Raw genomic sequence first — 24,457 nt, 5'->3', positions numbered from 1 at the left:
AGAAACATCATGCGTAAACTTTATCAACTGACACAAATGACCTTTTTCAGAATTTGCTGCTGCCTCTTCCTCCTGTTAGGCATACAGGAAGGATATGGCCAGGATGCCGGTTTTACGGTGTCCGGCAGCCTGCGCGACTCCTCCAGCCGGGAAGCGCTCATCGGCGTAACGGTTTCCGTGAAAGGGAAGCCCACAGTGGGTACGATCTCCGGGCCCGACGGCCGTTATACGCTGAAACTCGCTTCCGGCAATGAAACGCTTGTATTCAGGATGATGAATTACAACGTCCGGGAAATCCCCGTGAACAACCAGGCCACGCTCAACGTGCAATTATCTGCTTCTTCTTCCCAGTTGGGGGAAGTGCTGATCGTGGGTTACACGGAACAAACAACGAAGAAAAACACCGCCGCCATTTCCAAACTGGACGTAGCGGAATTGAAGAACAACCCGAACCCCAACCCGGTGCAGGCTTTGCAGGGAAAGGTAGCTGGTGTGTCCATTCCCATTTCACAGGGACAACCCGGTATCGGCGCCAACAATATTATTATTCGTGGCGGTACCAAGCCCAACGTGTATGGATCGGGGTTAGGTAATAATAATGGCGCGGCGATCGGTGCTTCCGACGGCAGCAACCCGCTGGTCGTGGTAGATGGCGTGTTTCGCTCCATCAACGATATCAATCCGGAAGACATCGAATCGATGCAGGTAATGAAAGATGCGGCTTCCACCGCCATTTACGGGGCACGTGGCGCGAATGGCGTTATTGTTATCAGAACAAAAAAGGGAACGCTCAATACTAAGTCAACGATCACACTGAGCCACCGCACTACCTGGGAAACGCAGGCGCGGGATTATGATTATTTATCGGCAGAAGAATACCTGCGGCTTGCGCGCATAACCGTTGCCAATACCGCCGATAATATCGATAAAAACAACCTGTTGTATAATGGTGGTTTCTCTGCGGGTACGCGCGTATTCACTAAACCCGGCGAGTACGGCAAAAGCACCTACCTCACGGCATTGTACGATAACATCCTGGCGGTTGAAGGACAGGGTTACGTAGACAACCTGCTGGCAAAAGGCTGGCGCGTGATGGACGATCCTATTAATCCGGGTACCAAATTATTGTACGCTGATAACCACTACCAGGACCAACTCTGGAATACGGGTGTCAGCAACACGGATAACTTCACGATTAATGGTGGTACAGACAAAGCCGATTACAACTTTTCGATGGGATATACCAATCAGAAAGGGGTACTGGTAGGTACGAAATATAAACGTGTAAACGCTTTGGGCAACTTTGGCTTCCGGCGTCCGACAAGCTGCGGCTGGATTTTATGTTGAACTTCCAGAACGTACAGCCCAACTATGTAGATGCATACCAGAACGACCTGGTAAGGGCGATCCGCATTACGCCGCTGATCCGCATTTACAAAGATGATGGAAATCCGGCCCCCGGCGAGCTGTACACAGTGCGCAACCGTTTCCATACGTTGAAATACGACGACATGCGTACCAAAACAGAACGCCTGGTGTCGCGCGCCGGTGCGGATTGGACCATCATCAACGGGCTGCATTTTAAACCGTCGCTGTCGTACGTAGTGGATGACTACACCGAGCTGTTTATGCGCAAAGCCACGCCGGCAGAAGAGGTGCAACCGTCCATGCAGCGCTGGAAAGATGACTATACCAACAGCTCGCGTCAGCTGATGCTGGATGCGGTGTTGCAATATGACTTCAGCGTAGCGAGGGATCATCGTTTTACGGTGTTAGGTGGTGTGAACTTTACACAGAATAAAAATCATATAAAAGATATGGGGTCACAGCGCGCGACCAATGATTATATCTACACGATCAATGAGCCAACAACTACGGTCATTAACGGTTCGGTTTTCAGCAACGTCGCCGATTTTGCTACCAGTCTGGGCGAAACCCGCTCCGCCAGTATGTTTGGTCAGTTCAGTTATGACTATAAAACCAGGTACCTGCTGGGCGGTACACTGCGTTACGACGGTTTTTCGAACTTTGCGCCGGACAATAAATACGCATTGTTCCCCTCCTTATCAGCGGGCTGGAACATCGACCGGGAGGACTTCTGGACGCAGAACAACATTGTCAGCGGTCTGAAGATCCGCGGTAGCTGGGGTGCTGCGGGCCTGAGTGGCCTGAGTTTGTCCGATACCTACGGCGAGTACTCCGCGGTGAGTTATGCGCTGTATTCAGGCATCCTGCGTTCCGGTTTATCTAACCAGCAACTGCGCTGGGAATCTACCTACACTACGGATATTGCTTTGGACGCTTCCTTCCTGAAAAACAGGCTGAACCTGTCGGTGGATTTTTATAATAAACTAACGAAAGACAGGCTGACGTCGAAGCCGTTGCCATCTGAGTCGCCTTTTACTTCCATTACCTACAACAACGGCGCGTTGCGCAACCGTGGCGTGGAAATCGCTTTGGGCGGCGATGTGGTGAAAACTAAAGATTTCAACTGGGCGGTGAACTTCTCCTTTGCATTTAACCGCACCACGATTACACAGCTGCCCGATAACGGACGGGAAAAGAACCGCCAGGGTGGCGACATCATCTATGATAAGACAACCGGTAAAGAAGTGCGGGCAGGTGGTTTGGCCGAAGGCGAACGTCCTTACGGCATCTGGGCTTACAACGTGCTCGGGGTGTTTTCTACCGATGCCGAAGCTGCGGAATGGAACAGCCGTATCAAAGACAACCTCGCGTCGCCACAGGGGATTATCGTAGGCAAACGCGGTGGTGATTTCATTTTTGAAGATGTGAACAATGATGGTGTGATCGATGCGAAAGACCAGTGTTTATGGGCTATCGCAACCCCGATAAGATCGGTGGTTTGCAAAACAGCTTTAATTATAAGGGCTTCAACCTGAGAATTAACGCCGACTACGCGATCGGGCATATTATCAGTAATGGCGCTTTGGCCCGTTCGATGGGGCAGGGAAGGGCGTTTAACGAAGGTGCGCCGTCGCAGGCATTAGGTGCCAATGTATGGAAAAACCAGGGCGACGTGGGTAAGAAGTATGCGCGTTTTTCTTTTGCGGATGCTGACTTCGGACAGCGGAACTATCTGCGCCAGGCAACACTCGGCAATAACAGCAGCTATAATTCGGACGTATCGGTGATGTACGAAAAAGGCGACTTCCTCGCGCTGCGCGAGATCACTTTGTCGTATGATGTACCGCGGGAGATCACGAAGAAGTTCCGTTCGTCCGGCCTCAACCTGTTTGCCAGCGTGTACAACGTGGGCTACCTCACCGCTTATAAAGGGCTGAACCCGGAAATTTACAGTGGTTTTGATCCCGGAGGCTATCCGAGGCCCCGGCAGTTTTCACTTGGCGCTAACCTGAAATTCTGATGATTATGAAACAATGGATGATAAAAATAGGATTTGTGGCGATGGCTGCATTCGGTGTTGCCGGATGTAAGGCGATCCTTGATGTAGACCCGCAATCCAGCATCACCGAACAAGTGTTCTTTAAAAACGAAGGGGACTTTGAACCGAACGTAGTGGGTATATATTCTGTGTTGCGCAGCCTCGTGAATAACAACACCTACGGCATGGAACGCAGTGAGGAACTGGTATCCGGCTCCAACTCGCGTTTTACCGTAGCCTGGTCGCACACATTATCGCCCTCTTCCGGCGCATTGAACTATGCGGAATGGTACCGTGGTATTGGTCACTGTAACCTGCTGCTGGACAAAATAAAAGACTTCCCCTTCAGCTCCAACCCGGACCTGAAGAAGAAAATTGTCGCGGAAACGCTGGCCCTGAGGGCGTTCTTCTATTTTCACCTGACGCGTGTGATCGGCGATGCGCCACTGATGTTGCAGGCGGTGGTGGATGAAAACGTGCCGCTCTTGCCGCGCTCGCCGGCGGCTGATGTAATGAAACAGGTGCTGGCCGACCTGGATGCCGCGCTGGAACAATATTCCAGCATGGATAATTTCGCCCGTAACAGCTACCCGTCCAAATATCGGTTTGCATATGGGTCGGTGCAGGCGCTGAAGGCAGACGCATTACTCTGGAACGCGAAAGTTACCGGGGGTGGCGACGCCAGCCTGCAACAGGCGATTACAACCATCGGGGAGATCGAAATGACAGGACTAAGCCTGAATGAAGATTTCGCGAACGTAACCGGCACACGCGCTTCAGCCAATAAAGAAGTGCTGATGGCCGCTTACTACCAAAGAGATGAAACGCCCGGCGGCAACTATGCAAAGAATGCACTGCCGTTCCTGTCGATCGTGCAGGGCGCTTCAAATATTGACAAGATTCCCTATGCCGTGTCTTCCGGAAATGGCCAGGGTGCTTACCAGATCAGCCCTTTATCGAAATCGTTGTTCACCAACAACGCCGACAAACGCATTCCATACACCTGGGTGGTGGAACTGCAGGCCGGTGTACAGAAGATATCCCGGATTACCAAGTATCCGGGTACCAAGTATTCCGACGACCGCATTCCGGATAATGATCTCATTTTATACCGCCTCGCGGATGTATTCCTGATGAAGGCGGAGGCGTATGCCGCGTTGAATGACCTGCCCAACAGCGTGAAATACCCGGATACGGTGCGCCTGCGCGCCGGTACGGGCCGTTATGCCGGCGCAAATACCAAAGCTGCCATTGAGCGGGAGATACTGGACGAGCGCGGGCGTGAGTTGTACTTCGAGAACAAACGCTGGTTCGACCTGGTGCGGTTCCATAAAGGCGGAACGATCGATGTGTACAAGTATGTGCCGAACCTGGCGGGCAAAACCACCCCGCTGTTCTGGCCCGTAAACAGTACTGTAATTGCCAATAATCCAAAAATTGACCAGACCGACGGTTATTAATCATGAAACGATTCCTTCCCTTACTATTTTCACTGGCCGCCTGTAGCGCGCAAAATTCGGAGCGTATTTATCCAAAACTGGAGCCGCCTGGCTCGGTATTATCCTACGTATTTCAACAGGGAGGCGACGGATACAGTTGCTTCCGCATACCTGCTATCGTGATGACGAAATCCGGCACGCTGCTCGCGTTTGCGGAGGGCCGCAAAACGGGTTGTGGAGACGAAGGCGATATCGACCTTGTGCTGAAACGCTCGCTGGATACCGGCAAAACCTGGAGTAAACTGAGCGTGGTATGGAGTGATGCTGAGAATACCTGCGGCAATCCCGTTCCTATCGTAGATCGCAATACCGGCAAGATCAGTTTGTTGATGACCTGGAATAAGGGCGACGATGCGATTGGAACGATCAATGCCGGTACCAGTAAGGATACCCGCCGTGTGTACCTGACGGCTTCTGTCAACGACGGCGTGAACTGGGATGCGGTAAAAGAAATTACAACAGATGTGTTAAAAGGCGGGTTGGGGCTGGTATGCAACAGGCCCCTGCCACGGCATACAAACAGCATCCGGCCGTTTGATCGCACCCTGCGATTACATTGAGGTGGGATCCGGCAGGCGTGGTAATTCGCATGTAATTTATTCCGATGATGCCGGCGCTACCTGGAAACTGGGCGGCGTTGTGCCAACGGTAGCGGGCGTAAACCCGAACGAAAGTACGGTAGCGGAATTGCCTGGCGGTAAGTTGCTGCTGAACATGCGTGTGGGCGCCAACGAAAACCTGCGCATGTCGAGCGTGAGCAACGATGGTGGATTGACCTGGGGCGTGCCCTATAACGAAACGCAACTGGTAGACCCCGTTTGCCAGGGAAGTTTGCTGTCGACCACGATCGGCGGTACTTTCAGGCTGTTCTTTTCCAATCCTGCCGCAGTTACCCGTACTAATATGACCGTGAAAATGAGTACTGATAATGGCGTGAAATGGGATAAAAAGAATGTCGTATTCGAAGGCCCTGCGGGGTATTCGGACCTGGTGCAGCTGTCGGACACACATGTGGGACTGTTGTACGAGGCTGGTGTGGCAAAGTATACGAACGGCATTGCGTTTAAAGCAGTGGCGATTGCAAATATCAAATAGCAGGGCATGAGGAAATTACTTTTTATGTTGATGATTGGCTGTGTGGGCTGCCATACGGCCCGCCAGTCCGGTGGCGGCGACGACCGTCCTTACAGCGTTGTATTCGAGCCAGGCGGCATATATGCGTCGATGCGCATTCCTGCCCTGGCCATAACGTCAAAGCATACATTGCTGGCCTTTTGCGAAGCCCGTATCGGTAACGCAAGCGATTGGGCGGACATGCACCTGTCGTTGCGGCGCAGTACCGACGGTGGCCGCACCTGGAGCGAAACGCAGATTCTCGATAGCATGAAACAGGCGCCGGTAGGTAATCCCGTGCCGATCGTTGACGCGGAAGGTACTATTCATCTGCTTTACCAGAAAGACTATGCGAGAGGCTTCTATACTTTCTCCAAAGATGAGGGGAAAAGCTGGTCGCCTGTAGTAGAAATTACTGACGTATACAACCAGTTCAAGCCCGAATATAATTGGAAAGTGCTGGCGCCCGGCCCCGGCCATGGCATTCAATTGAAGAGTGGCCGTTTGCTCGCACCTGTATGGTTGGCGGATTCCCGTAAATTAACGCCGCGCCGCAGCCATGCACCTTCCTGCGTTACGACTATTTACAGCGACGATCTCGGCAAAACCTGGAAACGTGGCGAGATCGTGGCGGATAGTTCTGCTATCATTTCAAATCCTAACGAAAGTATGCCCGTGGAATTGCCCGATGGTCGTGTACTCATGAGCATCCGTAACCCGTCGGCCGTTAAAAGAAGGGCTTTCAGCACGAGTGCGGATGGGATTTCCGGCTGGAGCGAAGTAAGATTCGCAGAAGAACTATTTGATCCCACCTGCATGGCGCCGATTGCCAGCGTTACCGTAAAAGGAAGGCCCGCATTGCTTTTTATCAACCCCGACAGCCGGAACATCGAAAAAACACCCCGCAAAAACCTCAGTGCAAAACTGTCATTCGACAATGGCGCCACCTGGCCGGTGAATCACGTGATAGACACGAGTGCCGCCGGTTACAGCGATATCGCCGTTGGAAAAGATGGGAGTGTGTACTGCCTGTACGAAACGAATACAAATGGCAATAAGGGCTTCAATTATACCCTGGTGCTGAAAAAGATTAACATATCCAGCTTAAGTAAATAACAGAACATGAGAATAACAGGATTGATTGCTGCAACATTCAGCACATTCAACGCAGACGGTTCACTGAACCTTTCATTAATACCCGCATTGGTAGAAAAACTGATCAAAGATGGTGTGCGCGGCGTATTTATTTGCGGCACCAACGGAGAAGGCCCCAATCTTACAATAGAAGAGCGGATGACGATTGCCGAGGCATACGTCAAAGCGGTGAACAAACGTTGTCTTGTGATGGTGCACGTTGGCCACCCATCGATCGCAGAAGCCCGCAAACTGGCGGCGCACGCGGAGAAGATCGGTGCAGACGCCATTTCGGCGGTAGCGGCATTTTATTTTAAACCTTCGTCTGCCCGCAACCTGGTGGATTGTATGGTGCAGATCGCCGCAGCAGCGCCGGCTACGCCGTTTTACTACTACCACATTCCAGTTATTACCGGTGTAGCGGTGGACCCGCTGGACTTCCTGCGCATGGCGGAGGACAAAATTCCGAACCTCGCGGGTATTAAGTATACCGCTGCAACGATCCATGAATACCAGGCCTGCCTGAACTATAAAGACGGCAAATACGATATCCTTTTCGGATACGATGAGTTGCTGTTGCCTGCCCTGGCAGTAGGGGCTGAAGGTGCGATCGGCAGCACTTATACATTTGCTGCCCCGATGTATCTCAAAGTGATGGAATATTTCCGCGAAGGCAAAATCAAAGAAGCGCGACAGATGCAGTATCAAGCGGTGAAAATGATTCAATGTCTGCCGAAATATTCACCCATTCCCGCCCAGAAAGCGATCATGAAAATTCTTGGCACCGATCTGGGCCCCTGCCGGTTACCGCTGACTACCTTAGGCGACAAAGAGGCGGAGGAGATCCGGGCTTACCTCGATGAAATAAATTTCACGTCCGTGCTGCGCGCGGCGGCTACGCCCGGAAACGGGGCGGTCGCGAGCAGGCAGCCTTTATAAATTCAATACCATGAAAAAATGCTTTTACCTCGGTTTATCCCTGCTGGCTTTTCTCGCGTGCAATAAAGAGGACGCGCCTTCCGCAGATGCTGCTATCAAAGAAGTGGTGTTCGAAGGAGACAGAACGGAAATCAGTGCCGGCGACAGTATCCGGTTTAAAGACTTTTCTGCCGGGTACGTCACCAAATGGAAGTGGACATTCAACGGCGGGTCGCTGGCCACGTCTGCGTTATCCAGTCCCACCGTTCGTTATGACACGCCTGGCGTGTATTCCGTAACGTTAGAAATCTCCAATAAATTTAACAGCGAAACGCTGACTAAAACCGAATACATCAAAGTCGATTACAATCGCGTAAAAGCGAATTTTTCGAAGAAGGCGGACGTTTACTTTACGAATGAAACTGTCGCGTTCCGCGATACCAGTACGGGTAAACCGAAAAGCTGGGAGTGGGAATTTGTGCCGGTGAGTGGGGGGCTACGATTAAGTCTACGTTACAGCATCCTTCGCTGAAGTTCACGGACACCGGGTATTACAATGTTACGCTGACTGCTTCCAACCCGCAGTATTCCGACAAAGTGACCAAAACCAATTTCGTGCGTATCCTCGATGCGGCCGCCATCAGTGCGGATTTTGGGGCAGTGCAGGGAGCTACGTACGCGGGCGGCAGCATCAGCCTGAAAGATTTGTCTGTAGGCAATGTAACGGGATGGGAATGGAGCATCACCGGTCCGGAAACTCATGCCTCTACGGAACGAAACCCGACCGTGAAGCTCAATACGGTTGGCCGTTACAAAGTGACGTTGAAGGTGTTGAATCCATTTAATTCATCTGTAAAAGTAAAAGATGGATACCTGTTGGTCGTGCCTGCGGCGGAACTGGCCGCGTTCTTCCCTTTTAACGGCGGCATCACTGATGTTGGGCCGAATGCGATTGCGACGAGCACGGTAGGCGGCGGCATAACTTTCGGAGAGGCTGATCGCCTGGGCTTTACTGGAAACACATCTTCCTTTAACGGTGCATCCGGTTTGATTGCAGCGAATAACGCTGCGATGAATTTCGGCGCGGGTAACTATACGGTGGCCTGCTGGGTGAAAACCGCCGTTGCCTCCAGGATGATGATCTGGCAGGAGTCTGGTAAAAACGGCACGAATGATAACCAGACCTGGATCAGGATTGGTGATAACGCGACCGACCGGGTCACTCGTTTTGATGTGGAAGACGGCACCGGTTCCGCGTTTGTAAACCTGGGCAGCGCTACCGGCAAACTGTCTGATGGCGGCTGGCACCATGTGGTGTGTGTGCGTGAGGGGCTGGTAACCTCGGTGTATATCGATGGTACGAAGCGCGGATCCACCACGGCCACGGGGTTGAAGGTTGTATCCAATGACCAGGATTTTAAAATAGGCTTCCAGGAAGGCGCTACGTCCAATTCGAATTTCTTCTCCGGTAACATCGATGATGTGCTGGTATATCGAAAAGCATTGACGGAAGCGGAAATCCTGGCTTTGTTTAACTTATAGACATGAAGCGACTGCTTTATATATTACTGATGAGTGGTATGATACAAAGTTGCGTACCTGGCGCCCGTACCAGGTTTGAGTGGAATACATTGCCTGCCATCCCCGATAGTACCGGTTTTGCCGGTTCCTTTGCCGGGGTGGCGGGCAATGCCCTGCTGGTAGCTGGGGGCGCTAATTTTCCGAATGGTGGTACGCCCTGGAACGGCGGAAAGAAAACCTGGTACGATAAAGTATTTGTACTGGATCGGCCGGACGGGCAGTGGAAAGAAGCGGGTCAATTACCGCGGCCATTAGGCTACGGAGTGTCCGTATCTACCGCAGCGGGATTGATCTGCATCGGTGGGAGCAATGCGGATGGGCATTACAGCGATGTATTCCGCCTGAAGTGGGCAGAGGGGGTATTGTCTGTTGACACCTTGCCGTCGTTGCCTGCAACGTTGGCTAACACTTGCGGTGCGATGGTGGACAGCTGTATTTATGTAGCCGGTGGATTACATCGCGCAGATGATCAGGAAAGCAGTCATGATTTTTATAAGCTTGATCTGCGTAAACCGGATGCGTGGGAGCAACTGCCTGCATGGCCGGGGCCTTCACGGATGTTAAGTGTGGCCGGCGCCCTGGGCAGGGATTTTTATCTCTTCAGCGGTGCACAATTGCAGGAGGGTAAAAGGAGTTATCTGAAAGATGCTTACCGGTACAATCCCACAACGGGCTGGCATGCTATAGCCCCGTTACCTGCAGCTACTGTAGCGGCCCCATCTCCGGCCTGGAGCAACGGTGAAACACTGCACGTATTTGGCGGCGACGATGGAGAAGATGCGGACAGCGCCGCGGTGCTGAAAGAAAAGCATCCGGGTTTTTCAGCTGCTGTACTGGCGTTTGATACAGCAACAGGAGCGTGGTCGAAAGCTGCTACCATCTTTACCCGAAAAGAAATCGATGCTGTTAAGCATCCTAATAATAGCATCTGGTCGCCGGTAACCACCGCTTTTGCGCTGTGGAACGGTGTGCTTGTCTTCCCGGGTGGTGAAGTACGCCCTGGTACCCGTACGCCGAATGTGCTGACGGCAACCTATCAACATTAATGGTATATTGGATAAGATGAAAAATTCGAAATATTATCCCTGGCTGGTAGTGGCCATGTTATGGGGCGTTGCACTGCTCAATTACCTTGACAGGCAGATGCTTTCGACGATGCGGCCTTCCATCCAGGCAGATATACAGGAGTTGGAGAGCGCTACGAATTTCGGGCGCCTGATGGCGATTTTCCTGTGGATTTACGGGTTGATGTCGCCCGTATCCGGCATGGTTGCCGACCGGGTAAACCGTAAATGGCTGATCGTAGGGAGTTTGTTCGTTTGGTCGGCGGTAACGCTGCTGATGGGCTATGCAAACGGCTTTAATGAATTGTACTGGCTGCGCGCCATCATGGGTGTGAGCGAGGCTTTGTACATTCCGGCGGCATTATCACTCATTGCGGATTATCATTCGCCACGTACCCGCTCCCCTGGCCGTGGGCATACATATGACGGGCCTTTACATGGGCCAGGCGCTGGGCGGCTTTGGCGCTACCATTGCGGCGGCCTACTCGTGGCAGTCAACCTTTCACTGGTTTGGCATTATTGGCGTAGCATATGCCGCGCTGCTGATGGTGTTTTTAAAGGAACAACGTTCGGCATCGCCGGCGCTGGAAGATAAACAGCCAATGTTCAAAGGCTTTCGCGCACTGGTGACGTTGTTGCCGTTCTGGATTATCTGGCTATACTTCTCTATCCCGAGCATACCGGGATGGGCCATCAAGAACTGGCTGCCCACGCTGTTTTCAGGCAGCCCGGACGTGCCCATGAGCGAGGCCGGCCCGATTGCGACAATCACGATTGCAGTATCCTCATTTATAGGCGTTATCACCGGTGGAATTATGTCGGACCGGTGGGTGCAGCGTAATGTAAAAGGACGCGTGTATACCAGTGCCATCGGACTTTCGCTGACGGTGCCTGCTTTATTCCTGTTGGGGATCGGCCATTCAACGGCCTACCTCGTGGCGTCGGCCTTCTGTTTTGGGTTTGGCTTCGGGATGTTTGATGCGAACAATATGCCGATCCTATGCCAGTTTGTAGCGCCCCGTCACCGCGCTACGGCCTATGGGCTGATGAATATGGGCGGCGTGTTCAGCGGGGCGATTATTACGGACCTGCTGGGAAAATCGACCGACGCAGGTCACCTGGGGCGCGATTTTGCGCTGATGTCTGTAGTGATACTGGCCGCAGTGTGCATGTTATTGGTGTTCCTGCGACCGAAAACGACAGATTGCCTTACATAAGTCAAATGCCCTACATTTGCTGTTACGAATTAAAACGTAATAGCCATGCAGAATTTTAATTTATGGAATCCGACAAAGATTCTTTTCGGAAAGGGACAGATTGCGGCTTTATCCGGTGAAATACCGGCAGATGCCGGGTGTTGATGCTCTACGGCGGTGGCAGCATCAAGAAGAATGGGGTGTACGAGCAGGTGAAGGCGGCGCTTAAAGACTTTGATGTGCTCGAATTCAACGGTATTCCGGCTAACCCGGAATATGAAGTATTGCTGGAGGCATTGCAGGTCATCAAAAAGGAAAAATTACTTATATGCTGGCCGTTGGTGGCGGCTCTGTGATCGACGGCGTGAAATTTCTCGCCGCAGCCGCACTATACGAAGGCGGTGAGCCATGGGACATCCTGTCCAAGCGCCTCCGCAGCGAAAAAGGGCTGCCGTTCGGTACGGCTTACCTTACCGGCCACCGGTTCTGAAATGAATTCCGGTTCCGTGATTTCCCGTCGTGAAACAAAAGAGAAGTTGTCTATGGGCGGCCCTGGCCTGTTCCCAGTGTTCTCCATACTGGACCCGCAGGTGGTGGCCTCTGTGCCGCAGCGCCAGATCGCAAACGGTATCACCGACGCGTACACCCACGTGCTGGAGCAGTACATGACTTATCCCGTGGGCTTTTACCTGCAGGACCGTTTCGCAGAAAGCATCATGCAGACACTTGTAGAAATTGCACCGCGCGTAATGGCCGATCCGGCGGATTATGAAGCGGCCGGCAACTTTATGTGGTGCTGTACCATGGCGCTTAATGGTCTTATCCAGAAAGGTGTTCCGGGCGACTGGGCCGTACACATGATGGGGCATGAGCTGACGGCCCTGTATGGCATTGACCATGCGCGTACATTGGCCGTAATTGCGCCCAGCCATTACCGTTATAACCTTGCTGCTAAAAAAGAGAAACTCGCACAATATGGCAGGAGAATATGGAACATTACCGGCGACGATGATGAAACTGTAGCATTGGCCGCGATCGACAAAACAGAGGCGTTCTTCCATTCGTTGCACATCGCGACACGGTTGTCTGAATACACTGGTGACTATGCAGGTACGGCCGAAACAATTGCGGCGCGTTTCACTGAAAGGGGCTGGATGGGATTAGGCGAGCATCGCAATTTAGCGCCGGCAGATGTGGCGAAAATCGTGGAAATGAGCTACTAAAGAATTTGTTAATATTTGGGGGTGGCTTGCTTATGTTTGCGCCCTGTGTTAGATTGTGACGAAATGGGTGTTTCCAGAATTCTTCAGGTAGCGGTATTGTTAACCGTGTTTTTACTGTGCAGATTGGCCGTAGTGGCTCAGCAGGTGCAGATACAAGGTACGGTGTACGAGCGGACAGGTCGCGCGGGCATAGCTGGCGTAAGCGTACGAAACGCTTCGGGCGGTGGTGTTGTGACCGATTCGGCCGGACGTTATAATATCCGCCTGTCTACAGAAGACTCCCTTAGTTTCACCTACCAGGGAAAGGCCACTCCCAAATTTGCCGTGAAGGATATCAACTACCGGCGCAATTTTGACGTAAGCCTGCATATTGATATGCACGTGCTGCCGACGTTCGAGGTGCAAAAGAAAAGCTATCGCCGGGATTCACTTGCCTTCCGCAATGAATACCGTAAAGTTTTTGAATACGATCCGGAATGGCTGACCAGCGCCTCCGGCCCCAATGGTGTGGGGGTGAACCTCGACCTGCTCTTCAGCATTAAAAAGATGAAACGTATGGAAGCCTTCCGCCGTTTCCTGGAACGGGAAGAGCGCGATAAGTACGTGGACTACCGCTTTAATAAAGGGCTGGTAGAACGGCTTACCGGGATGAAGTCGCCGGAGCTGGATTCTTTCATGGTGCATTTCAGGCCCACCTATACGATGTTGCTTTCTTTCCCTTCTGAATACGAGTATTACAAGTATATCAAAGACCAGTCGGTTTATTTCCAGCGCGTGTGGCGGAAGGATCAGCCGGTACGGACGATGTGGAAAAATACGCCGTTTGATCAGTAGAAAAATTTCCTACTTTTAGTTTGATAATAATTGATCCCTATACCATATAAAAGGTTGACCCGAGATCATTATACCCAATAACTAAATATCATACCGATGAAATTAATTTATGCGCGAACACTGCGTATTGCTTTTGCATTTATGTTATGCCTGTTTACCCGCTTGAGCGTCTCTGCACAGATCGTCGGCTCGTTTACAGTCCAGGGAGATGAAGATAAATTCTATCCAGTCACATTCCGTGATGCGGCTTGGTTCTACAACGTAGCCACCGAACTTAAAATAGGTCGTTCTAATGTACATCTCAACGGAGACTGGCACGGTAGTCTCATTTCCGAGTTCAAATTTCATGTAAGTAACTGGGGGAATGGCGCGGCTTTCATAGACGGCTTCGCCAGGCAACATGTGCCTTATACTGGTACACGTCTGATGATTGCAGGCTGGGAGGATATTTCATTGGATAACGGCTCTTACCGGATAGCTATATGGCTTAGAGGAAACACTACATATTACTTTCAGGCGAATGCCGATCCGGAACCGTTGGTTTACGACGGCGTACAGAATGCTTTGCCGGTAGTGGTCCCTAACAATAGTGCGATCGGGCCATTGACTTACAGGACGCAGCCGCCTGCAGACGTCAATAAGGACGGGATGACGAATGCCGGTAATGCCTATTTTCTCGGCCTTGGTACCAATTATCTGAAAGGTAATGTGGGCATTGGCACGCTCACCACAGGTACTCATAAATTGGCCGTAGATGGCAGTATAGGCGCCCGCAAGATAAAAGTGTCGCAGGAAACATGGGCTGATCATGTGTTTGACACTGCTTATGTTTTGACTAATCTTCAGGATGTAGAGCAGTACATCAAACATAACCGACACCTGCCGGATATTCCTGCTGCTGCTGAAGTTAAAGTAGATGGTATCGACCTTGGAGAAATGAATAAAAAACTGCTGCAGAAGATAGAGGAGCTCACGCTGCATATGATCGACATGAATAAGCGCGTTCAGCAACTGGAGGAGGAGAATAAGCGGTTAAAGTTTAAGTAATAGCACAAACGGCGGTACATACCAACTGTATATACCGCCGTTTTCCTTAATTTTAATCCCGATGAAACTGCCTAAAAATATCTGAGCCGCCAGCAGGAAATCACGGAGGCCTACATTGCTGCCGTGAATGAGCATGTAGACGATATCGTGGCCGGCCGCGCGGATGAGATGATGCATGTGAAGGACCTGGCCCAAAAGCTGTTCATTCACCCGGTGCACCTGAGTAATACCATTCGTCTCTTCACCGGCAACAGCCCCTGCTACTATTTTGAAACGAAAGTAATAGCCGAGGCCCGCCGTATGCTGGCCGATCAAACGCGCACGATTGCGGACATTGCGCGGCAGCTTACTTTTGACACCTCTAACTTCACAAAATTCTTTAAGGCGCATGCGGGCGTAACGCCATCAGTATTCCGGAAGTCGCTGGGCTAAAGCGTTTGCCACTCGCCGGTTTTGATGTTCAGCTTCCGGGGCTTAGGTTCGGGGAGCCAGAGTTTACCATCGCCTATTTCCACGGGCATCCACAGGTAACGCGAATCCCACTGCGTACGTGGTTTCCACTGATCTCCCATATAGATAACGGTAGTGCTTTTGCTGCCTTCCACTTTTATCAGCATCGTGGATTGAGAGGAATATGTATTGGTCGCTGGTGGCGCAATATCCTTAAATTCTGTCCAGGGGCCGGAGAGGGACGGGGCAGTGGCGTATTTGTTGGGATTGGGGTTCCAGCCGGTGAGCGCGGAACCGATCGCGTAATACAGGCCTTTGTAGTGCACGATGGCGCCACCTTCCAATGGTGACTGGATAAAGCTCACTTCTTTTACTACGTCCATGTAATCAGCAGATAAGCCGGCAATGTAAAAGCCGCGCGTAGGGCGACTTTCAAACACCAGGTATGGGGTGCCATCGTCATCGATAAACTGGCCGATATCGCGGCTTTCCTTTTCCAGCGGGCGAAAGCTCTTTACGTATTTAAATGGGCCCTGCGGTTTTTACTAACAGCTACCCCTACACGCGCAAACTTATATTTTGAATCGTCGAGGTGAAAATACATCACATATTGTTTCGACTTCTTATTATAAAAGACCTTAGGTCGCTCCAATACCCAATTTGGACCGAGATTTTCGGGATCAGTTTGTTGCAATGCATCGCCGAGGAATTTCCAGTTCATGAGGTCGGAACTTTCGTAGCAGCTAACATAACGCATGGCGCGATCCAGTCCCTGGCGCCGTTGTTCGCCATACCAGTAATACTTCTTGCCGATTTTGATAATGCCGCCACCGTGGGCCTGTATGTGATTGCCGTTTTGGTCGGGCCATTCGCCGCCGGGTTCTATTGACGTGCGTTGTGCAAAGGCCGCCACTGCGCAGAACAGCAGGCCGGCGGCAAATAGGAACTGTTTCATAGCGGAATTTACGGCTTATTTTATTAGCTTTCTTTCCGCTCATCAACATTCGTTGCGTCGCACACTTCAGCTTTGCGTAATAATCCCGGCTATTTCCCTTCTTTTGAAGAAGTTTGCCCAGCCAGCCGCGGTACTGTCGTGGAAGCGGTCACGGATCGTGAGATCGGGGTGGAATTGGATGGCCAGCCGCGCGAGCCCTACGTCGTTACGCTGGGCGGCGATGTGGAGTAAGGTATATCGGAACTCGCCGTAAAGGCGATTTACTTCCTGCGGGTTGTGCGTAAGCATATCTGCCGCGCGCTCGATCCAGCCCAGGTCCCAGGCGTCCAGCGCCGTATAGGCGGCGCCGTGATGCACCAGCCATTCTGCTGCATCGGGTTGGTGGCAGTAGGCCGCCAGCGCGATAAGGCTCATGCCGTTGGCGATAGGCTGGTCAAGGTTGCCATGCGGTAAATGTCCCAGCCGCTCCAGATGTCCGCAGGCCACCGCTTCTGCAAATGCTGATTCCTGTGGCGATACTTCGCGCATTCCGTTCATCCACCACGTCATCCCATTACCTAGTTTCTTAAAGCCCATCTGCTCGTAAATCGGTTGTCCCATATCGGAGGCATTGAGCGTGGCGAGTGTGTAACCCTGTTCGCGGGCGTACTGGCATGCCGCTGCGGTTAGCGCTTTACCAAGTCCGCGGCCACGGAACGCCTGCAATACGCCCACATTATAAATGCCTGCCACATCGGAGAAGAACAGGGCACTTTGACCTACGATCTCCCCATGCATCCTCGCAAGAAAACGTTGCGCTTTTTGCGGATACGCCTTTATCAGAGCAGGTGTAATCTTGGTACTGCCGCCGGAATAAGGAAGGTCGGTCAGCGGTTCAATATCAGTAGTGTTATCTGCTTCAATAGAAAGCCCCTCGGGAAAACTGAACCCTGGGAGGGCTTTGTCCAGTGCCATTGACATCCAGCAGGGTTGCCAGCCGGGTTGGAAGCCCCGGGCCAGCAAACGTGCGCCAAGGTGTTCCGGTGCGGGCAATAACGACCAGCAACCGATTCCATCCGCAGGCTGCCGGCGGTAACTCTCCATCATTTCGTCCAGCAGGGCGGAGGCAGCGTCGTCTTCCATCGTGGGAAACATGATTTGTCCGTGGTGCGCAGGGCCCGCGTTAATCCAGCGCAAGCCGCCTTTCTCATGCACTTCACCGCCGTTGAGGAGGGCGTGCAGCGCATATAGTTCGTAATGGTTTTCCGCGATGCGTTGTTCTGTTTGCGCAGGCATAATGGGGTAGATTTTGCTGTCTTAAAGTTAAGACTTAATACGCTTTTCGCATACGTCCTTTTTTGAGTAGTTTTTCAAATTCAACCGCATGAAATACCACTCCGGCTAAACCGATGCAGATAGCGAGTTCGGCCAGGGTTAAGGGTTGCGTTCTGAAAATGTGCTGCGCGGCCGGAAGGTAAATCACGAGGAGCTGCAGTCCGAAAGTCAGCAACACTGCGCCTACCAGCGGGAGGTTGGAGAACAGGCCGCGTCTGAATATCAGTACATCGCTGCGAATGGCCATCACGTGCGCCAGCTGCGATAAAGACAATACGGTGAATACCATGGTTTGCCAGTGCGCGTCGCCGATGTGAATAGCCCATGCCTGGGTGCCAAGAGTAACGGCCGTCATCAGTAATCCGACCCAAACAATGTGTATGCCGGTGGCGCGGGTAAACAGGCTTTCTTCAGGATCGGCCGGAGGCCTTTTCATGACGTCGGGTTCTGCACTTTCCGCAGCGAGGGCCAATCCCGGAAGACCGTCGGTTACAAGGTTGATCCAGAGGATATGTACGGGCAATAGTGGAATGGGGAGCCCGAGAATTGGCGCCAGGACGAAGGTCCAGATCTCGGCGCCGTTGCAGGTCATAATGTACTTGACAAATTTGCGGATGTTGTCATAGATGCGCCGGCCCTCTTTCACCCGCGCGTACAATCGTGGCGAAGTTATCGTCCAGCAGGATCATGTGGGCGGCCTCTTTACTTACGTCCGTTCCCGTGATGCCCATCGCGATGCCGATATTGGCTGTACGCAGGCTTGGCGCATCGTTCACGCCATCGCCTGTCATGGCGGCATAGTGCCCGGTGCGTTGCAGCGATTTAACGATGTTCAGCTTCTGTTCCGGCGAAACCCGTGCATATACCTTGATCTTTTCTACCCGCTGGTCCAGTTCTTCATCACTAAGTTTAGCGAGGTCTACGCCTGCAATCACTTCATCGTTTTCTGATAATAAACCGATATCGCGGCCAATAGCGGCCGCTGTTTGCAGGTGATCGCCGGTAATCATGACCGGTTGTATGCCGGCGGTTTTACATTCAGCAATGGCGGCTTTCACTTCCTCTCTCGGCGGATCGATCATGCCGGTGATGCCGGCATATTCAAGGTCCCGTTCCAGCTCGTCTTCCGCCACGTCGGCCGGTTGTTTGTCCAGTATGCGATATCCATAGGCCAGCACACGCATGCCTTCCGCGGCCATATCACTGCTGTCTTTATTCATCTTTCCGGCCGCCTGTTTGTCTTTCAGGATGGGCGCTACAGCTTCGGCAGCACCTTTCGTGATCAATAGAAATTTATCATCATAACGATGAATAGTACTCATCAACTTCCTGTCGGAGTCGAATGGCAATTCATCCACGCGTTTGTAATTACTGAGTAGCTGTTGCACTTTCGCATCATCATACTGATCGATGACATATTTTATCAATGCTATTTCGGTGGGATCGCCTGTCCATTCGCCTTTATCATCTTTGCGTGCATCCTGGTTCAGGGCCATGGCGAGATAGAGGAGGGGGATGTTATCATTTATCCCGGGCGTTTGCCTGGCCGGTTCTGCGGCCGTGACTTCCATGCGGTTCTGCGTGAGGGTGCCTGTTTTATCCGTACAAATGAAATTAACTGACCCGAGTGTTTCCACGGCAGGTAGTTTACGCACGAGGGCATTCTTTTTGACCAGCCTTTTAGCGCCCCTGGCGAGGGCGATGGTGATCAGTGCAGGCAGGGCTTCGGGAATGGCGGCAACAGCCAGCGAAGTAGCTGTTAAAAGCATGGTGATCGCATTTTCGCCGCGTAACATGCCGATACCAAAGAGCAGCACGCAAATACCCATCACGATGTAGGAGAGTTTGCGGCCGAAATCGGCCATGCGCTTCTGTAATGGGGTTTCGCCCTCTTTCCCCTGTAACATTTCGGCAATGCGTCCAACTTCTGTTTTCATGCCTGTGGCCACTACGAAACCGCTTCCACGGCCTTTTGTGACCATGGCGCTTTTGTAGGCCATATTCAACCGGTCGCCAAACGGCGGGTCTTCTTCTTTTAATGCCTCCGCCGTTTTATCAACCGGGGCGGATTCGCCGGTAAGGGCCGCTTCCTCTATGCGGAGTGCATGCGTTTCCGTTAGCCGGAGGTCGGCGGGTACGATTACACCGGCTTCGAGCAGCACGAGATCGCCCGGCACCAGTTGGTCCGCATCTACCTGTGTTTCCTTTCCATCCCGTAATACCAGCGCCTTGGGAGCAGCCATCTTTTGCAAGGCTTCCATGGCTTTTTCGGCGCGGTATTCCTGTATGAAACCCACGAAGGCATTGAGTATAACGATAACGATGATTATAATCGCGTCGGTGAGATCGCCGGCCACGCCGGAGATAACGGCGGCCGCGGCGAGTATGATGATCATCAGGTCTTTGAACTGGGCCAGGAGGATGGACCATGCAGTTTTCCGCCCCTTACTCTCCAGTACGTTAGGGCCGTATTGCTCCAGTCGTTTTAAGGCTTCAGCTGTACTAAGTCCTTTGTCGCCTGTGCCCAGTTCCCTGGTTACGGCGGCAACATCCGAATGGTGCCAGTTCATCATACATACTATTTATTGTGCGCAATAAACAAGGGTGTCGTTAGTTCACGCATCAAAAAATCGGCCATGCTTTCGCGTAGCCAGCGGGATACCATGCCGCGACGGTACGCGCCAAGGACCGTCAGTGCACCAGGCCCCTGTGCTTTCAGTTCTTCGAGGATGGTAGACTCTACCCGGCCTTCCAGCACTTTGTAGGTAGCATGCGGGAAGTGCAGCGTGAGGAATTCACGCATCAATTTATTATCATCGAGGTGCAGTCCCGCACCGGGATCGTTAACGGAAATTACCTGCACGGGCAGCTGATGCAGCGAGGGCAGTAAATAGCAACACATTTTGATCGCGAAAACAGAAGAAGGTTCGCCATCATATAACAATACAATTTTGTTGAAAGGCACGTGGACAGCGGGTACCAGTAGTACCGGGCATTGCACTTCGCTAAGAAGGCTGCGGATGAAGTCCGTCGGTGGCGCCTGTTCCTTCAGCTGAAAGGTTTCGGTAGTATTGATGACCATGAGGTCAGCATAAATGCTTTCATGCAATACTTCCTGTATCGCAATGCTGTTATCGCGGTGTACGCTGTAGGGCAGGCCCGCGTTCGTAGCTGCGTTACCGAAAGCAACAGCGGCCTCGTCGCGCTTCTGCTTGTCCAGCTGCTCCATTTCCGCAATCTTACCGGCAGTGGCGCCGGCGGAAATCAGTTTATTGATGTTGAAACTGTTGTAAATAAAATCGTCAGGGAAGATGCCTGTCAGGTGAGAAGCCTGTTCCTTCGCAATGTCAATCGCATACTGCAGGGTACTTTCGGAGAACTTAAGTCCATCAAATATGGCGGCGATTTTCTTCATAATATGGATTGATTTTTATCAAATTTAATAAAAGAGGGTTAGATAACGGTAGGAGCGCCGTTAATATGGGGTATGATCCTGCTCATAAATTGTGCCTGTATGCTGTTATTCGTCCATCCCGCCCAGGTCGCCGTCGGCAGTTTTGCTGCTCTTTGCTACCAGCTCGTTGATCTGTGCTACTTCGTCTTTTGTAAAGTGCCGCCAGTGGCCGGGTTGCAGTCCCTTTAAAGTAAAGTTCATGATGCGCGTACGTTTCAGCGAGGTCACCTTATAATCCAGCGCCTCACACATGCGGCGTATCTGGCGGTTAAGTCCCTGGGTAAGGATAATACGAAATCTTTCTGTCCCTTCCTGTTGTACGAAACAGGGTTTGGTCCAGTGTTAAGAATGCGTACACCGCCGCGCATATTCTTCAGGAATTCCACCGTGATGGGCTTATCTACCGTTACGATGTATTCTTTCTCGTGTTTATTGCCCGCCCGCAGCACTTTATTCACGATGTCGCCATCATTGGTCAGGAAGATGAGCCCTTCCGACAGCTTATCCAGCCGCCCGATCGGGAATACGCGGGTCTTATAATTCACGAAATCAATGATGTTCGTTTTGTCTTTGAGATCAGTGGTACAGGTAATGCCCTTGGGTTTGTTAAGAGCGATATATACCGGGGCCGACTTCTTCTTCAGCGGCTCGCCGTCAACTTCCACTACATCGCCGTCTTCCACGCGGTTGCCTTTGGACGCGATGTTATCATTGATGGTCACGCGGCCCTGTTCAATGTATTTATCCGCTTCCCGTCTGCTGCAGAAGCCGGTCTCGGCGATGTATTTATTGATGCTTTTATCCATGTGAAATCCGCGCAAATGTACTAAAATTACAGCCGGCTGAACTATTAGGCCGGAATATTGTTCAAATAAGGAATGAACATCATGAAAAAGACCCTACTCCTTCTGCTGTTGTTACCCGCCCTGCTGGCGCGCGGGCAAAATACCTGGCCTAAAGATATCAAGTTGTCTGATGGCGGCCGCCTTACTATTTACCAGCCACAACCGGAATCGCTGAAGGGCAACCAATTAACGGGCCGGTCGGCAGTGTCTGTGAAGAAAACAGGTACGGCCGAGCCTTTGTTCGGTGCGATCTGGTTTAACGCGGTGTTGAACACGGACAAGGATACGCGGATGGCTACGCTGGAAAGCCCGGACATCACCAACGCGCGGTTCGCGGACAGTACCGGGCAAACCGATGTGAATGCCATTGCAGCGCTCATCGAAAAGGAAATACCGAAATGGCAGATGGAAATATCACTGGATCAGCTCCTTACCACGCTGCAACAGGAACAGCGCGACGATGCCGGACTTAATAACGAACCGCCGGATATTCTTTACCGCGACAAGGCTGCTACACTGGTGTTATTTGACGGCGAGCCACAGGTATCGCAGGACGAGAACCTGAAGCTGGACCGCGTAGTGAATACGCCTTTCCTGGTGGTGAAGGATCCAAAGGCGCGACAGTATTACCTGTACGCCAGTAATTTCTGGTATACGGCCGGCAGCCCGACGGGGCCGTATGCGCATGTGAAAAAGCTTCCTTCCTTTCTTTCCCAATTAGACAGGGAGGTGCGCGCGGGGGAGAAAGAGGACGCGAATTTGCAGGCTTCCGACCTGCCTACGCAGCCAACGGAAATCGTGGTCAGTACAAAACCTGCGGAACTGCTGCAGACCGATGGACCGGCTACTTACCAGAGTGTTGCCGGTACGGGTCTTTATATGCTGATAATACCCTTGATGAGATTTTTAAAGATATTACGACGCAGCGAACGTACACGCTTATTTCGGGCCGCTGGTTCAGTGCGCCTAACCTGAGCGGGCCGTGGCAGTACGTTGCGGCCGATAAATTGCCGGCTGATTTTGCTAAGATACCGCAGGGTTCAGAAAAGGATGGGGTGCTGGCTAGCGTAGCAGGTACCACGGAAGCGCAGGAGGCGCGGATGGATGCACAATTGCCGCAAACCGCGAAAGTAGACCGCCGTACCGCGCAGTGTGATGTGCATTACGATGGTACGCCGCAATTTTCGCCCATTGCCAATACTAACCTGCAGGTTGCGGAGAACGCGAACGTAACAGTACTGCAAACATCGGACGGCCGCTATTTCGCGGTAGATAACGGGATCTGGTTCGTAAGTAATACGCCGACCGGCCCCTGGGAGGTAGCGAACGAACGCCCCACCGATGTGGAGCGCATTCCGCCGCAAAGTCCCGCTTATAATACGAAATATGTTTACGTGTATGACTACACGCCGGATTATGTTTATATGGGGTATACGCCTGGTTACCTGGGTTCGTACATCAGTGGGCCGACGGTCGTATATGGCACGGGGTGGTATTACCGGCCGTGGTATCGCCGTTACTATTACCCGCGACCGGTTACCTGGGGATTTGGCTTTTGCTATAATCCATGGACGGGCTGGAATATGAGCTTTGGCATGGTGTTCAACTTTGGCTGGTACCATATGGGCGGCAGTTACCCTTATTACGGTGGATGGTTTGGCGGTCCTGCCTACTGGCGGCCCCCTTACCGGCCATGGGGTTGGAATGGCGGTTATTATGGCCGGCGGGGTGCGCCTATTCGTACTACGCGTCCGAATGTGCGGGTGAATCGTCCGCGTAATATGTATGCGGCGCCGGCGCGTGCGAATTATGCGGCGGTGAACAGGGGGCATAGCAATAATATTTACAATCGTGCCGCGGGGATCAGGGATACGCGGGATGTTAGGCCGGGGATTGTGCGGCCGGGGACTTCGCCGGTTCGTCCGGGTGTTCCGGGTAATGACACGCGGCCGGTTCGTCCGGGTACTCCGGGTAATGACACGCGGCCAACGAATCCGGGGACTGCGCCTGTTCGTCCGGGCACTCCTGGTAATGATACGCGTCCCGTACGCCCCGGCGTCCCGGGCACTACGCCTACACGTCCGGTGAATCCTACACCACGTCCGGGTACCAACCCGCAACGTCCGGCTACCCGTCCTAACAACAACAGCAATAACGTCCTTACCGACCCGGACGGCAACGTCTACCAAAGAAATAACAACGGCGGCTGGGATCAACGTAACAATAGCCGGTGGCAGTCATCGGGACAAAACAGGAACGCTGACCTGGACAGGCAGCAATCTTCCCGGGAAAGAGGGGCTAATCGCAACGATAATTTCAGACAAACGATGCCGCAAAGGAGTACGCAACCTGCGCAACGGCAGTCTACGCCGCAGCGAAGCGCGCCTCCTCCACAAAGGCAGTGAGCGCCGGCGAGGTCGGCGC

At 52.3% G+C, this 24,457-nt stretch carries 28 protein-coding genes and 1 pseudogene; 21 read left to right on the top strand and 8 right to left on the bottom strand.

Translation table 11 applies throughout. From position 1 onward, the window contains the following. The first annotated feature begins 9 nt into the window (after nucleotides 1-9). From MKQ70_RS11030 to MKQ70_RS10945, 19 genes and pseudogenes are all read left to right on the top strand, one after another. Nucleotides 10-1,347, top strand: a complete 1,338-nt coding sequence (locus MKQ70_RS11030; RefSeq protein WP_248070710.1) for a TonB-dependent receptor plug domain-containing protein — start codon at nucleotides 10-12, stop codon at nucleotides 1,345-1,347. Beyond that, nucleotides 1,341-2,903, top strand: a complete 1,563-nt coding sequence (locus tag MKQ70_RS11025; protein WP_248070707.1) for a SusC/RagA family TonB-linked outer membrane protein — start codon at nucleotides 1,341-1,343, stop codon at nucleotides 2,901-2,903. The genes MKQ70_RS11030 and MKQ70_RS11025 overlap by 7 nt, the downstream gene beginning before the upstream one ends. After that, nucleotides 2,834-3,388 (top strand): hypothetical protein, encoded by a 555-nt coding sequence (locus tag MKQ70_RS11020; RefSeq protein WP_248070706.1) that lies wholly within the window; start codon nucleotides 2,834-2,836, stop codon nucleotides 3,386-3,388. The genes MKQ70_RS11025 and MKQ70_RS11020 overlap by 70 nt, the downstream gene beginning before the upstream one ends. Nucleotides 3,389-3,393: 5 nt before the next feature. After that, entirely contained in the window at nucleotides 3,394-4,866 is a 1,473-nt protein-coding gene (locus MKQ70_RS11015) for a RagB/SusD family nutrient uptake outer membrane protein (RefSeq protein WP_248070704.1), read from the top strand. A 2-nt stretch (nucleotides 4,867-4,868) separates the two neighbouring features. Further along, nucleotides 4,869-5,465, top strand: coding sequence for an exo-alpha-sialidase (locus MKQ70_RS11010; protein ID WP_248070702.1), 597 nt, complete (start codon nucleotides 4,869-4,871; stop codon nucleotides 5,463-5,465). Beyond that, on the top strand, nucleotides 5,440-6,000 hold the full coding sequence (locus tag MKQ70_RS11005) for a sialidase family protein (protein ID WP_248070700.1): 561 nt from the start codon (nucleotides 5,440-5,442) through the stop codon (nucleotides 5,998-6,000). The genes MKQ70_RS11010 and MKQ70_RS11005 overlap by 26 nt, the downstream gene beginning before the upstream one ends. 24 nt (nucleotides 6,001-6,024) lie before the next feature. After that, the gene (locus MKQ70_RS11000) at nucleotides 6,025-7,134 is read left to right on the top strand and encodes a sialidase family protein (protein ID WP_248070698.1); all 1,110 of its coding nucleotides are present in this window, start codon (nucleotides 6,025-6,027) and stop codon (nucleotides 7,132-7,134) included. A gap of 6 nt (nucleotides 7,135-7,140) precedes the next feature. After that, on the top strand, nucleotides 7,141-8,091 hold the full coding sequence (locus MKQ70_RS10995; RefSeq protein ID WP_248070696.1) for a dihydrodipicolinate synthase family protein: 951 nt from the start codon (nucleotides 7,141-7,143) through the stop codon (nucleotides 8,089-8,091). 10 nt (nucleotides 8,092-8,101) lie between these two features. Continuing rightward, nucleotides 8,102-8,602, top strand: coding sequence for a PKD domain-containing protein (locus MKQ70_RS10990; protein WP_248070694.1), 501 nt, complete (start codon nucleotides 8,102-8,104; stop codon nucleotides 8,600-8,602). Continuing rightward, nucleotides 8,539-9,612 carry a LamG-like jellyroll fold domain-containing protein gene (locus MKQ70_RS41150; protein ID WP_248070692.1) on the top strand — a complete coding sequence of 358 codons (1,074 nt, stop codon included), beginning with the start codon at nucleotides 8,539-8,541 and terminating at the stop codon, nucleotides 9,610-9,612. Before MKQ70_RS10990 ends, MKQ70_RS41150 begins: the two co-directional genes overlap by 64 nt. A 2-nt stretch (nucleotides 9,613-9,614) precedes the next feature. Next, nucleotides 9,615-10,697 (top strand): galactose oxidase, encoded by a 1,083-nt coding sequence (locus MKQ70_RS10980; RefSeq protein WP_248070690.1) that lies wholly within the window; start codon nucleotides 9,615-9,617, stop codon nucleotides 10,695-10,697. Nucleotides 10,698-10,713: 16 nt separating this feature from the next. Further along, nucleotides 10,714-11,055 (top strand): annotated as a pseudogene (locus tag MKQ70_RS10975) (MFS transporter); the annotation flags it as partial. Between the two features lie 97 nt (nucleotides 11,056-11,152). Beyond that, complete coding sequence (locus tag MKQ70_RS10970) at nucleotides 11,153-11,932, top strand: MFS transporter (RefSeq protein ID WP_248070688.1); 780 nt, start codon at nucleotides 11,153-11,155, stop codon at nucleotides 11,930-11,932. A 137-nt stretch (nucleotides 11,933-12,069) separates the two neighbouring features. Then, nucleotides 12,070-12,267, top strand: a complete 198-nt coding sequence (locus MKQ70_RS43255; protein WP_504908322.1) for a hypothetical protein — start codon at nucleotides 12,070-12,072, stop codon at nucleotides 12,265-12,267. Continuing rightward, nucleotides 12,240-12,401, top strand: a complete 162-nt coding sequence (locus MKQ70_RS43250; RefSeq protein ID WP_282456369.1) for an iron-containing alcohol dehydrogenase — start codon at nucleotides 12,240-12,242, stop codon at nucleotides 12,399-12,401. The genes MKQ70_RS43255 and MKQ70_RS43250 overlap by 28 nt, the downstream gene beginning before the upstream one ends. A gap of 1 nt (nucleotide 12,402) precedes the next feature. Further along, nucleotides 12,403-13,134 carry an iron-containing alcohol dehydrogenase gene (locus MKQ70_RS10960; RefSeq protein ID WP_282456368.1) on the top strand — a complete coding sequence of 244 codons (732 nt, stop codon included), beginning with the start codon at nucleotides 12,403-12,405 and terminating at the stop codon, nucleotides 13,132-13,134. 63 nt (nucleotides 13,135-13,197) lie between these two features. Then, the gene (locus MKQ70_RS10955) at nucleotides 13,198-13,968 is read left to right on the top strand and encodes a carboxypeptidase-like regulatory domain-containing protein (RefSeq protein WP_248070686.1); all 771 of its coding nucleotides are present in this window, start codon (nucleotides 13,198-13,200) and stop codon (nucleotides 13,966-13,968) included. Nucleotides 13,969-14,064: 96 nt separating this feature from the next. Further along, nucleotides 14,065-15,015: a hypothetical protein gene (locus tag MKQ70_RS10950; RefSeq protein WP_248070684.1), complete on the top strand. Its 951-nt coding sequence runs from the start codon at nucleotides 14,065-14,067 to the stop codon at nucleotides 15,013-15,015. Nucleotides 15,016-15,138: 123 nt separating this feature from the next. Then, nucleotides 15,139-15,447 (top strand): helix-turn-helix domain-containing protein, encoded by a 309-nt coding sequence (locus MKQ70_RS10945; protein WP_248070682.1) that lies wholly within the window; start codon nucleotides 15,139-15,141, stop codon nucleotides 15,445-15,447. On the opposite strand, the gene MKQ70_RS10940 is transcribed toward MKQ70_RS10945, so the two are convergent. The 8 genes from MKQ70_RS10940 to MKQ70_RS10905 all read right to left on the bottom strand — a co-directional run bounded on the left by MKQ70_RS10940 (nucleotide 15,444) and on the right by MKQ70_RS10905 (nucleotide 21,994). Then, on the bottom strand, nucleotides 15,444-15,905 hold the full coding sequence (locus tag MKQ70_RS10940) for a glycoside hydrolase family protein (protein ID WP_248070680.1): 462 nt from the start codon (nucleotides 15,903-15,905) through the stop codon (nucleotides 15,444-15,446). The genes MKQ70_RS10945 and MKQ70_RS10940 overlap by 4 nt on opposite strands. Nucleotides 15,906-15,979: 74 nt before the next feature. Next, nucleotides 15,980-16,420, bottom strand: coding sequence for a glycoside hydrolase family protein (locus MKQ70_RS10935; protein WP_248070678.1), 441 nt, complete (start codon nucleotides 16,418-16,420; stop codon nucleotides 15,980-15,982). 66 nt (nucleotides 16,421-16,486) lie between these two features. Next, nucleotides 16,487-17,695, bottom strand: a complete 1,209-nt coding sequence (locus MKQ70_RS10930; protein WP_248070676.1) for a GNAT family N-acetyltransferase — start codon at nucleotides 17,693-17,695, stop codon at nucleotides 16,487-16,489. A 34-nt stretch (nucleotides 17,696-17,729) separates the two neighbouring features. Next, a complete protein-coding gene (locus tag MKQ70_RS10925) occupies nucleotides 17,730-18,326 on the bottom strand; it encodes a cation transporting ATPase C-terminal domain-containing protein (RefSeq protein WP_248070674.1) in 597 nt (198 codons plus the stop codon). Nucleotides 18,327-18,354: 28 nt separating this feature from the next. Beyond that, nucleotides 18,355-20,307: a cation-translocating P-type ATPase gene (locus MKQ70_RS10920; protein WP_248070672.1), complete on the bottom strand. Its 1,953-nt coding sequence runs from the start codon at nucleotides 20,305-20,307 to the stop codon at nucleotides 18,355-18,357. Between the two features lie 5 nt (nucleotides 20,308-20,312). After that, on the bottom strand, nucleotides 20,313-21,149 hold the full coding sequence (locus MKQ70_RS10915) for a universal stress protein (protein ID WP_248070670.1): 837 nt from the start codon (nucleotides 21,147-21,149) through the stop codon (nucleotides 20,313-20,315). A 105-nt stretch (nucleotides 21,150-21,254) separates the two neighbouring features. Next, nucleotides 21,255-21,440, bottom strand: a complete 186-nt coding sequence (locus MKQ70_RS10910; protein ID WP_248070668.1) for a hypothetical protein — start codon at nucleotides 21,438-21,440, stop codon at nucleotides 21,255-21,257. Further along, complete coding sequence (locus tag MKQ70_RS10905) at nucleotides 21,413-21,994, bottom strand: pseudouridine synthase (protein ID WP_248070667.1); 582 nt, start codon at nucleotides 21,992-21,994, stop codon at nucleotides 21,413-21,415. Before MKQ70_RS10905 ends, MKQ70_RS10910 begins: the two co-directional genes overlap by 28 nt. Nucleotides 21,995-22,075: 81 nt before the next feature. Here MKQ70_RS10905 and MKQ70_RS10900 point away from each other — a divergent pair, with 81 nt between their 5' ends. Further along, nucleotides 22,076-23,008 carry a hypothetical protein gene (locus MKQ70_RS10900; RefSeq protein ID WP_248070665.1) on the top strand — a complete coding sequence of 311 codons (933 nt, stop codon included), beginning with the start codon at nucleotides 22,076-22,078 and terminating at the stop codon, nucleotides 23,006-23,008. Between the two features lie 80 nt (nucleotides 23,009-23,088). Beyond that, nucleotides 23,089-24,438, top strand: a complete 1,350-nt coding sequence (locus MKQ70_RS10895; protein ID WP_248070663.1) for a hypothetical protein — start codon at nucleotides 23,089-23,091, stop codon at nucleotides 24,436-24,438. The last annotated feature ends 19 nt before the right edge of the window (nucleotides 24,439-24,457 follow it).

Origin of the sequence: Chitinophaga sedimenti, assembly GCF_023156195.1 — a bacterium.
GTDB classification, from domain to species: Bacteria; Bacteroidota; Bacteroidia; order Chitinophagales; family Chitinophagaceae; genus Chitinophaga; species Chitinophaga sedimenti.
The sequence above is the reverse complement of the archived record's forward strand: the minus strand, read 5'-3'. Positions and strand labels throughout refer to the sequence as shown.

What these genes read in the sequence shown, in the direction of transcription:
- MKQ70_RS10995 (WP_248070696.1), top strand. Translation starts at nt 7,141, where the DNA reads ATGAGAATAACAGGATTGATTGCTGCAACATTCAGCACATTCAACGCA.
- MKQ70_RS11020 (WP_248070706.1), top strand. Translation starts at nt 2,834, where the DNA reads ATGGGCTATCGCAACCCCGATAAGATCGGTGGTTTGCAAAACAGCTTT.
- MKQ70_RS10915 (WP_248070670.1), bottom strand. Translation starts at nt 21,149, where the DNA reads ATGAAGAAAATCGCCGCCATATTTGATGGACTTAAGTTCTCCGAAAGT.
- MKQ70_RS10950 (WP_248070684.1), top strand. Translation starts at nt 14,065, where the DNA reads ATGAAATTAATTTATGCGCGAACACTGCGTATTGCTTTTGCATTTATG.
- MKQ70_RS11025 (WP_248070707.1), top strand. Translation starts at nt 1,341, where the DNA reads ATGTTGAACTTCCAGAACGTACAGCCCAACTATGTAGATGCATACCAG.
- MKQ70_RS10925 (WP_248070674.1), bottom strand. Translation starts at nt 18,326, where the DNA reads ATGACCTGCAACGGCGCCGAGATCTGGACCTTCGTCCTGGCGCCAATT.
- MKQ70_RS10960 (WP_282456368.1), top strand. Translation starts at nt 12,403, where the DNA reads ATGAATTCCGGTTCCGTGATTTCCCGTCGTGAAACAAAAGAGAAGTTG.
- MKQ70_RS10935 (WP_248070678.1), bottom strand. Translation starts at nt 16,420, where the DNA reads ATGAAACAGTTCCTATTTGCCGCCGGCCTGCTGTTCTGCGCAGTGGCG.
- MKQ70_RS11010 (WP_248070702.1), top strand. Translation starts at nt 4,869, where the DNA reads ATGAAACGATTCCTTCCCTTACTATTTTCACTGGCCGCCTGTAGCGCG.
- MKQ70_RS10990 (WP_248070694.1), top strand. Translation starts at nt 8,102, where the DNA reads ATGAAAAAATGCTTTTACCTCGGTTTATCCCTGCTGGCTTTTCTCGCG.
- MKQ70_RS10900 (WP_248070665.1), top strand. Translation starts at nt 22,076, where the DNA reads ATGAAAAAGACCCTACTCCTTCTGCTGTTGTTACCCGCCCTGCTGGCG.
- MKQ70_RS10930 (WP_248070676.1), bottom strand. Translation starts at nt 17,695, where the DNA reads ATGCCTGCGCAAACAGAACAACGCATCGCGGAAAACCATTACGAACTA.
- MKQ70_RS10920 (WP_248070672.1), bottom strand. Translation starts at nt 20,307, where the DNA reads ATGATGAACTGGCACCATTCGGATGTTGCCGCCGTAACCAGGGAACTG.
- MKQ70_RS10955 (WP_248070686.1), top strand. Translation starts at nt 13,198, where the DNA reads ATGGGTGTTTCCAGAATTCTTCAGGTAGCGGTATTGTTAACCGTGTTT.
- MKQ70_RS10980 (WP_248070690.1), top strand. Translation starts at nt 9,615, where the DNA reads ATGAAGCGACTGCTTTATATATTACTGATGAGTGGTATGATACAAAGT.
- MKQ70_RS11000 (WP_248070698.1), top strand. Translation starts at nt 6,025, where the DNA reads ATGTTGATGATTGGCTGTGTGGGCTGCCATACGGCCCGCCAGTCCGGT.
- MKQ70_RS10970 (WP_248070688.1), top strand. Translation starts at nt 11,153, where the DNA reads ATGGGCCAGGCGCTGGGCGGCTTTGGCGCTACCATTGCGGCGGCCTAC.
- MKQ70_RS11015 (WP_248070704.1), top strand. Translation starts at nt 3,394, where the DNA reads ATGAAACAATGGATGATAAAAATAGGATTTGTGGCGATGGCTGCATTC.
- MKQ70_RS43250 (WP_282456369.1), top strand. Translation starts at nt 12,240, where the DNA reads ATGCTGGCCGTTGGTGGCGGCTCTGTGATCGACGGCGTGAAATTTCTC.
- MKQ70_RS11030 (WP_248070710.1), top strand. Translation starts at nt 10, where the DNA reads ATGCGTAAACTTTATCAACTGACACAAATGACCTTTTTCAGAATTTGC.
- MKQ70_RS10910 (WP_248070668.1), bottom strand. Translation starts at nt 21,440, where the DNA reads ATGTGTGAGGCGCTGGATTATAAGGTGACCTCGCTGAAACGTACGCGC.
- MKQ70_RS10905 (WP_248070667.1), bottom strand. Translation starts at nt 21,994, where the DNA reads ATGGATAAAAGCATCAATAAATACATCGCCGAGACCGGCTTCTGCAGC.